This window comes from Pseudomonas sp. JL23, from assembly GCF_056933585.1.
Window position 1 is genome coordinate 81,647 of sequence record NZ_JBXOSF010000002.1, and the last position, 7,567, is coordinate 89,213.

Consider the following 7,567-nt stretch of genomic DNA (forward strand, 5'->3'; position numbering starts at 1 on the left):
TTTGGTAGTCAGCCGCAGAAGATGAATGAGCGTCCTGTTAGTGGGGAGGTTAAAGAGCGCTTATTCCACAAACGGGCAGCTAATGCGGTCATTTAAGAGGGGCGCTAGTCTAGCGCAAATTCGTATAGATGATTATATGAACTAAGCAAAAACATGGCTAAGTGCCACTAAATATCTCTGATAAATGACCTTTTGTCTTGAATGTTTGTGCAATAGGAAGGAAAAACCCGGCGCAAGGCCGGGTTTGGTAGAGCAGGAAGGGAGCGGGCTCAGATACGGAAATGACTGACCATTTGCTGCAGTTGGCCGCCCAATCGGGCCAATTCAACGCTGGATGCTGCGGTTTCTTCACTGGCCGAGGCGCTTTGCTCGGCAACGTCACGCACATGCAGGATGCTGCGGCTGATCTCTTCGGCCACCGAGCTTTGTTGCTCGGCTGCCGTGGCGATCTGCTGGTTCATGGCCTGGATGTTCGACACGGTTTGCGTGATGTTTTCCAGGGATGTACCGGCCTTGCGCGCCAGTTCCACGCTGCTGTGGGTCAGTTCGCGGCTGCTGAGCATGATGCTCGACACCTGGCGGGTGCCGTTCTGCAGGCCGGCGACCAGGCTTTCGATTTCTTCGGTGGACTGCTGGGTGCGCTGGGCCAGGCCGCGGACTTCGTCGGCAACCACGGCAAAGCCACGCCCGGCTTCCCCGGCGCGAGCGGCTTCGATGGCGGCGTTGAGGGCCAGCAGGTTGGTCTGCTCGGCCACGGCCTTGATCACGTCCATGACCTTGCTGATCTTGGCGCTTTCCTGTTCCAGCTCGTTCATGGCGTCGCTGGAGCGACCGACTTCACTGGCCAGACGTTCGATCTGGGTAATCGCCTGAATCACCACCTGGTCGCCGGCGCGGGCCTGTTCATCAGCCTGGGAGGCGGCCATAGAGGCCTGTTCGGCATTGCGCGCGACTTCGTGGACGGTGGCCGACATCTCGTGCATGGCGGTGGCCACCTGGTCGGTTTCGTTCTTCTGGCTGTTAACGCCGGCGCTGGTCTGCTCGGTCACGGCAGAGAGCTCTTCGGCGGCGCTGGCGATCTGGGTGACCCCGTCACGGATGCCGCCAATCAGGTCGCGCAGGGTTGCGCCCATGCGCTGGATGCCTTGCTGCAGCACGCCGATTTCATCCTGGCGCGTGACGACCATGTTGTGGGTCAGGTCGCCGGAGGCAATGCGCTCGACCACCACCAAGGTATCGCGCAACGGCCGGGTGATCTGACGGGTAATCAGCACGGCGGCAAGGATGCCCAACAACAGCGCCAGAATTGTGCAGCTCAGTTGCAGGGTACGGGCCTTGGCGCTTTCTTCATCGCGGCGAGTGATTTGCAGGTTGGACAGGTCATCGCAGATCTTCACGATCAGTTGCCCCTGATCGGTCATCTCCTTACGTGCCTGGACAATATTGGCGTAGGCCGCCTTGAAGTTTTGCACCGCGGTGCGGTAGTTGGTCAGGGCACTTTCCAGCTGTTTGAGGCGTTCACCCTGGCTATCGCCAAAAGCGCTGTTCAGTGGCTGCAAACCCGCAATGGCACTGTCCAACTGTTTGGTCACCAATTGCTCGGTATCGGCGTTGACGTTGGCGGTATAGCCGCGCACTTCATAGCGCACCATCATCAGGTCTTCACGGGCCTTGGTGATGGCCTGGTTCAGTTCGAAGCGACGTGCGTCATCAGGCGGCATCTTGGCGACATCGTCGTTGATCTGGGCGATCAACGCGGCACCCTTGACGGCTTGCACACCCATTTCGGCGCGCATGGCGTTGCCTTCTATATAGCCTTTGCGCATGGCACTCAGGGACTTGTCGTAGTCGGTGATCACGCCGCCGAGCTGTTGCAGCAACTTGACGTTTTCCGGGCTTTTGAAGATCGACAGCACTTTCTCTTGCTGTTTACGCAGGTCAGCGCTGGCGCTTTGCACCGATTGCGCGATGGTTTCGTCGCCGTTGGCCAGCATGTATTGCAGGCGTACGACGCGTAGTTTGGTCAGCTGGCTGTTGAGTTCGGCGATATCACCCATCCAGTTGCTGCGGTTGATCATGCTGTCCAGGCTGGTCCAGCCGGCCAGTGCAAGCAGGGCAGTAAAAACCAGCACAAGGCCAAAGCCCAGGGCCAGTTTCAAGTTGACGCTGATATTGGCAAACCAGCTATTCATATGTCTCTCCAGTGTCTATTTCTTGGGCATCAGGCAGCTGGAAAATTGTTGTTATTCGGCCAGCGTAAAAGGTCGGTCAAACACTATCGGCCGAGTTTTGCGGAGCTGAAACGAATTTCCTCCTGCGTGTTAGAGCCTATCCGATGATGGCACTAAGGCCAGTTTTCCAAAGAATAAAGTCAATGTGGCAATCGGCCGCAGCTCTATTACCCCTTGTTTGGATGCTATGGATTCGCCTGTTCACGGGTGTTAAGCATCTGATTGGACGCAATATTTTGGTTTTGGGTGATTAGTTGGCTCTGCAATTCCCCTACACTGGGGGTAAAAGTCAAAGAGCCATGAATATGCCACTGCGTACGTTGCCCCAGGCCAAAGCCTGGCTGGATGAGCAAGGAAAGTCTGTACAGGAATTTGCCCGTGAGCATGGTCTGTGTCCGTCCACGACCTACCAAGTGCTATCCGGCCATAAAAAAGGCAAACGCGGTAAATCCCATGCGGCGGCGGTTTGCCTGGGTATCAAGGTCGGCAGCCGCGATGATGGCGAAACCGGCGGTCACTGATCGCGGGCTGATGACGACGACCTGATCTCTTTTCCTCTACGGCCACACGGCGGTGCAAGCTGTGGGGTAAAGTGTGGGCCATATCTGATGGCCTTCCGATTTAACCCATAAAATAAGGGGTAAAACCGCATATGTACGCGGAGGGATCCACCTCGTACATTACGCTGTAAAATATGTGCCTTGTGGGTACCTTGGCCCTATCGAGCCTTTTATGAGCAAATTGACCCAGACCTTTGTCAGAACCGTGCAAACCCCGGGCAGCTACCACGATGAACGTGGTTTGTTGCTGCGTGTCGGGGCCAGTGGTAGCAAGCGCTGGGTTTTTCGCTATCAGCGTGCCGGCCGGCGCCATGACCTGGGGTTGGGCAGCTTTCCGGCAGTGTCGTTGAAGGCTGCGCGCCTGGCCCTCGACACGTTGCGTCTGCAACTGGCCCAGGGGCATGACCCCTTGGCTGGGCCGAAACCCGAAGCTGCGCAGGTGCAGGTGACCTTTCGCGAGGAGGCTGAGCGTTATATCAACACCCACCGGCCAAGCTGGAAGAATGCTCGCCACGCCCAGCAATGGCAGCATTCGCTGCGCGATTATGTCTATCCGTTGCTGGGTGAGCAGTCGGTAGCGCTGATCGACACTGATCAGGTCCTGCAGGTGTTGGTGCCGATCTGGCAGCAGATCCCGGAAACGGCGTCTCGACTACGCAACCGCATCGAGCTGGTGCTCGATGCCGCCAAGGCGCGCAAGCTACGCGACGGGGAAAATCCGGCACGCTGGCGTGGCCATCTGGACAAACTGCTGCCCCGGCAAAAGCGTGTTCAGATGCACTTTGCGGCGATGCCGGCAGATGAGGTTGGCAATTTTATGCGCCAGCTCGATAGTCTGGACAGTACGGCGGCGCGAGCCTGCGAATTACTCGTTCTTACCGCCTGCCGCAGTGCCGAGATCTGCGGCGCGCTTTGGGATGAGTTCGACCTGGTCAGCGGCATCTGGACCATCGGCGCGCAACGCATGAAGGCGGCCAGGCTACATCGCGTGCCCTTGTGCACCAGTGCGCTGCAGGTCCTGGCCCAGCAGGCAGGCAAGCATCCGCGCTATGTGTTCCCCAATGCCCGGCAGTCGGCCGCTCTGCCCGGCAATGCGCTGCGCCGGACCATGGACGAACTCGGCGCCAGCGAATACGTACCCCACGGTTTTCGCTCGACTTTCCGTACCTGGGCCGCAGAACATACGCAATTCCCTCGGGAAGTCTGTGAAATGGCCTTGGCGCACAGCCTCGATGACAAGGTCCAGGCCGCCTATAACCGCAGTGATCTGCTGGATAAGCGCCGTCTGCTGATGCAGGAATGGGCGGCGTTTATCCAGCAAGGCGCCGACGTCCCCGTCAGTCTTCAGGCCCGGGCAGGTTAAGCCCGAGTTGGGCGCTGTTGGTCTTCTTCTTATTTATGACCGGTATGCGCGGCGATGACTGCGAGTAGGTGGACTCGACGTTGCTGGGCTTGCTCACCGGCTCGATCGCCGGTTGCTGGCCAACCAGGTCATCGGGGTTGAGATACAGGTTCATCCGGGGAATGACCTCGATCCGCGCCTTCTTGTCAGGCCGCTCGGCTTGCCGGGCATGGCGGTCGAAATCGCGTAGATCATGCACGACGGTGGGCTCGTCGCCGGCCAGCACGAACATCGGCAGATTGCTGTGGATCATCGCGTCGTAGCGTGAGCTGCCGGAGAAATACACCATGGCCCGTGGGTGCGGAGCGACCTTCTTGTACTTGATCAGCGTGGCCTGATCCGACAGATTGACGATGCGCCGCAGCTCGGCACCGGCCTGGGTTTGCTCCAATGCGACGCCCTCCTTCGTGGACTGCAGCTCGGCGGCCTTGCCCAGGTACTCGCGCACCTTGCCCACGGCAATCCGTTCGCCGCCGGTGGTATGCCCGGCCCAGGTGAATACCAGCAGGCGCGGACAGACATCGAACGCCTGACTGTGACGCGCCAGCTGCTTCATGCTGAACTGATAGCCCAGGGCCTGGCGCAGGATTTTCGAGCGGGCGGTAGGTGCCAGATTCAGTTCGATGCGGGTCTGCTCGATGGCCATCAGCAGTTGATCCTTGAGCAGATTGATCTCGCGGATGGGCTCAAGGAGACTTTCACGCATCACGAAATAGCCCGGCAAACGCATCACCGTGCCGGGCGCCTGCCCTGGTTCGCGCTCGAAGGTGCTCATGGCGCGCAGTGTTGCCTGGATGGCGGCCTCGCCTTCCAGCGCACGCACCTCAATAAAATCGGGAGCCTTTTGCTCGGACAATACCGGCAATTGCCAGACCTTGCCGCTGACGACCAGCCGTGGCCAAACGAGCTGAAAAGCCTCAAGGCGCTCCACCAGTAAAGCATGGGCAGCAGTAATATCCGTCAGCATGGGATCTATCTCAAATTAATACCACCCCTATTATAGCTTTATCCATATGCGCGCGCCTTCCCTTCCGCAACGCTGCGTGGGCGCTTCCCGGGGAGGAAGAAGAGCGCAATTAGAAAAGCTGTTTGTGAGGGGTGGTATTGGCATTCTTATTATCCTTGATTAAATGTTAGCTATATATCTAGCTATCTTAATGGGCGTTTGGGCTTGTGCATTTGTTGGCGTTTAAGCTGACCCGCCCAGGCCATCGCGGCGGGTCATTCTGGGGAGCAAGGATACCTGCCCGGCAGATAGCTAACGACATAGATATCTACCGCATAGCTATCTATATAGCTATTTGAGCTGGTAGTGCTTCATCAGCAGCTGCTGAACGATATCCGTCTCGGTGACGCGTTTGCCTGTACGCGCTGATTCCTGCGCTGCGCCGATTTTCAAAGCATTGGCGATGTCCCAGCGCAGGCGAAACAGCTTCTGCACGGTAGGCTCAGGTTTGAACGCTTCGATGGCTTGGGGCTTGGACGCCTCGACCGGTGCGCTTTCAACCTCGCTCGGCTTTTTTGCCAGGGCTTTGTCAGCCTCCCCTCCTTCGAGAAACTCCGTCGGGTCCTTTTTGAAGCTTTTGATGTCTGGCTTGGCCTTGATCATCCCAGCACCTCGGCAACGAAAGCGTTCATTTCCTGAATAGCTGCATGATCACGCTTGAGCTCATGAACGATGGCGCCTTCACTGATGCAGCGACGGAACGCTACGCGCTCGCAGATCTTGGTTTTGAATACGCTGAAAGATTGCTCTTCCAGGAAGGTCAGCATTTCACCGGTGTCCTTGGTACGGGTATCAACCCGCGACAGCAGCATGCGCACATCCAGGTCCGGGTTGTAGTCACGGGCCAGGTCGACCACGGTCAACAGATCGGTCATGGCCGCTGCGTCGAAAGAACTGGCGCCCACAGGCACGATGACGACTTCTGCCAGCAACAGGGCTGAACGCAGGCCGACCGAATCACGGCCGCCGGCATCAACAACGACGTGTTCATAAGAGCTGGCCAACTGGCGGCCCTCGGAGTTGATCGCTTTGCCCTGCAGGCAGACCGTGGTCGGGCTCGGGCTGTATTCAGGATTATCGCGACGCCAGGCTGCCCAGCTTGCTGCGCTGGCCTGGGGGTCGCCATCGATCAGCAATGTTTTACCGCGTATGGCCAACAAGGTGGCCAAGTGCACGGCGGTGGTGGTTTTGCCGACACCGCCTTTAGTGTTCACACAAGCGAAAATGGTCAAGTGGACGTCCTGTTCAGATAGATAGCCAGATAGATAGCTGTAACTCAGGCGCCAGTATAGCTATCTATCTATATAGCTATCTATAGTCTTTGGCCCTTTTAGCCTGCGGGTTTCGTCGGGTTTCTTTGCCGATCCGTCTCTGCTGTCGTGTAGGCTAGGTCTGATTTTTCAGCAGGATTTTTCCGGGCGATCATTGCTTCGCGGATTGACCTGGTTGGCGACAGATCGTGGTAACCGCCAAAGCTTTTGTCGCCGAGGTCCGGGCTCAGGTTTTCCACGCTCGGATCTGTTTTCTACGGCGGAAATGACGATTTAATGGTTTTTTCAGTCAGATGCCAGGCTGCAAACGCGTCGCCAAGGCCTCCACGGAGCGCCCAGAGGAGCGAGAAGCAATTATCGCTGGCACCTGCTGGTTGAAAGGCGCCTTTTTCGCCTGTGCGCGCTCTCAGGAGGTTTTAGCGCTATGGCTTTTTGGCTTTTCGCTTTTGATTTTCAAACCAGAAAAAAAATTGGCTTTTGCGCTCGCGTTTTTAAAATCTTTTTTTCTTGTTTTTAAAGCTTGTTTTTAAAGCTTGTTTTTAGGATCGCTACAGCCCTTGATTTACGTGGCCTCCAGCGATGCAACGACTACAGATTCCGGCTATGCGACTACAAATTCCGGCTATGACGACTACAGATTCCAGCTCTCACGACTACAAATTTCAGCTATTACGACTACAGATTCCGGCTGTTATCCACAGGCATTTGAACGAGTTACGATTTCCTACTGCCTTCTGAGCTGCATCTGACGACTACAAATTCCGGCTATTGGCTGTTTTCCCCCGCAACGACTACAGATTCCGGCTATCCGGGACCTTTCTATCGACTACAAATTCCGGCTATGGCCGTTTGCCGGGGTTTTCCTGGGCTTACATCCTGAAACCAAATCCAGCTGGACTGATTTTTCCGGCTATCGACTACAAATTCCGGCTATCGAGGGGTTTTGCATCGACTACAGATTCCGGCTATGGCTAGGTGCCATCTTTTTATCTGTCTCTCCCGTGAGACACATCCTGTCTAACGACTACAAATTCCGGCTAGATGCATTGTCGATCAGGCTTGGTACTATCGACTCATTCCAGAGTCGGTATGAGTCG

At 56.7% G+C, this 7,567-nt stretch carries 8 protein-coding genes and 1 pseudogene; 3 read left to right on the forward strand and 6 right to left on the reverse strand.

Features of this window, described 5'->3' with window-relative positions; all coding sequences use genetic code 11:
* Window positions 1–269: 269 nt before the first annotated feature.
* Both AC1Z24_RS31940 and AC1Z24_RS31945 read right to left on the reverse strand, forming a co-directional pair.
* Window positions 270–1,133: a methyl-accepting chemotaxis protein gene (locus tag AC1Z24_RS31940; RefSeq protein ID WP_483746827.1), complete on the reverse strand. Its 864-nt coding sequence runs from the start codon at window positions 1,131–1,133 to the stop codon at window positions 270–272.
* Window positions 1,125–2,192, reverse strand: a pseudogene (locus tag AC1Z24_RS31945) (methyl-accepting chemotaxis protein); the annotation flags it as partial. The gene AC1Z24_RS31940 and the pseudogene AC1Z24_RS31945, both read right to left, overlap by 9 nt.
* 344 nt (window positions 2,193–2,536) lie before the next feature.
* Here AC1Z24_RS31945 and AC1Z24_RS31950 point away from each other — a divergent pair.
* The gene (locus AC1Z24_RS31950; RefSeq protein WP_483746791.1) at window positions 2,537–2,752 is read left to right on the forward strand and encodes a DNA-binding protein; all 216 of its coding nucleotides are present in this window, start codon (window positions 2,537–2,539) and stop codon (window positions 2,750–2,752) included.
* 211 nt (window positions 2,753–2,963) lie between these two features.
* Window positions 2,964–4,154, forward strand: a complete 1,191-nt coding sequence (locus AC1Z24_RS31955; protein WP_483746792.1) for a tyrosine-type recombinase/integrase — start codon at window positions 2,964–2,966, stop codon at window positions 4,152–4,154.
* On the opposite strand, the gene AC1Z24_RS31960 is transcribed toward AC1Z24_RS31955, so the two are convergent.
* The 4 genes from AC1Z24_RS31960 to AC1Z24_RS31975 form a co-directional block, all read right to left on the reverse strand.
* Window positions 4,129–5,160 carry a DNA replication terminus site-binding protein gene (locus tag AC1Z24_RS31960; RefSeq protein WP_483746793.1) on the reverse strand — a complete coding sequence of 344 codons (1,032 nt, stop codon included), beginning with the start codon at window positions 5,158–5,160 and terminating at the stop codon, window positions 4,129–4,131. The genes AC1Z24_RS31955 and AC1Z24_RS31960 overlap by 26 nt on opposite strands.
* A 330-nt stretch (window positions 5,161–5,490) precedes the next feature.
* Window positions 5,491–5,802 (reverse strand): hypothetical protein, encoded by a 312-nt coding sequence (locus AC1Z24_RS31965; protein ID WP_483746794.1) that lies wholly within the window; start codon window positions 5,800–5,802, stop codon window positions 5,491–5,493.
* Window positions 5,799–6,431, reverse strand: coding sequence for a ParA family protein (locus AC1Z24_RS31970; RefSeq protein WP_259110064.1), 633 nt, complete (start codon window positions 6,429–6,431; stop codon window positions 5,799–5,801). Before AC1Z24_RS31970 ends, AC1Z24_RS31965 begins: the two co-directional genes overlap by 4 nt.
* A gap of 98 nt (window positions 6,432–6,529) precedes the next feature.
* Window positions 6,530–6,709 carry a hypothetical protein gene (locus tag AC1Z24_RS31975; RefSeq protein WP_483746795.1) on the reverse strand — a complete coding sequence of 60 codons (180 nt, stop codon included), beginning with the start codon at window positions 6,707–6,709 and terminating at the stop codon, window positions 6,530–6,532.
* A 54-nt stretch (window positions 6,710–6,763) separates the two neighbouring features.
* On the opposite strand from AC1Z24_RS31975, the gene AC1Z24_RS31980 reads away from it, so the two are divergent.
* Window positions 6,764–7,000 (forward strand): hypothetical protein, encoded by a 237-nt coding sequence (locus AC1Z24_RS31980; protein ID WP_483746796.1) that lies wholly within the window; start codon window positions 6,764–6,766, stop codon window positions 6,998–7,000.
* Window positions 7,001–7,567: the final 567 nt, after the last annotated feature.

What these genes read in the sequence shown, in the direction of transcription:
- AC1Z24_RS31955 (WP_483746792.1), top strand. Translation starts at nt 2,964, where the DNA reads ATGAGCAAATTGACCCAGACCTTTGTCAGAACCGTGCAAACCCCGGGC.
- AC1Z24_RS31960 (WP_483746793.1), bottom strand. Translation starts at nt 5,160, where the DNA reads ATGCTGACGGATATTACTGCTGCCCATGCTTTACTGGTGGAGCGCCTT.
- AC1Z24_RS31980 (WP_483746796.1), top strand. Translation starts at nt 6,764, where the DNA reads ATGCCAGGCTGCAAACGCGTCGCCAAGGCCTCCACGGAGCGCCCAGAG.
- AC1Z24_RS31950 (WP_483746791.1), top strand. Translation starts at nt 2,537, where the DNA reads ATGCCACTGCGTACGTTGCCCCAGGCCAAAGCCTGGCTGGATGAGCAA.
- AC1Z24_RS31965 (WP_483746794.1), bottom strand. Translation starts at nt 5,802, where the DNA reads ATGATCAAGGCCAAGCCAGACATCAAAAGCTTCAAAAAGGACCCGACG.
- AC1Z24_RS31940 (WP_483746827.1), bottom strand. Translation starts at nt 1,133, where the DNA reads ATGGGCGCAACCCTGCGCGACCTGATTGGCGGCATCCGTGACGGGGTC.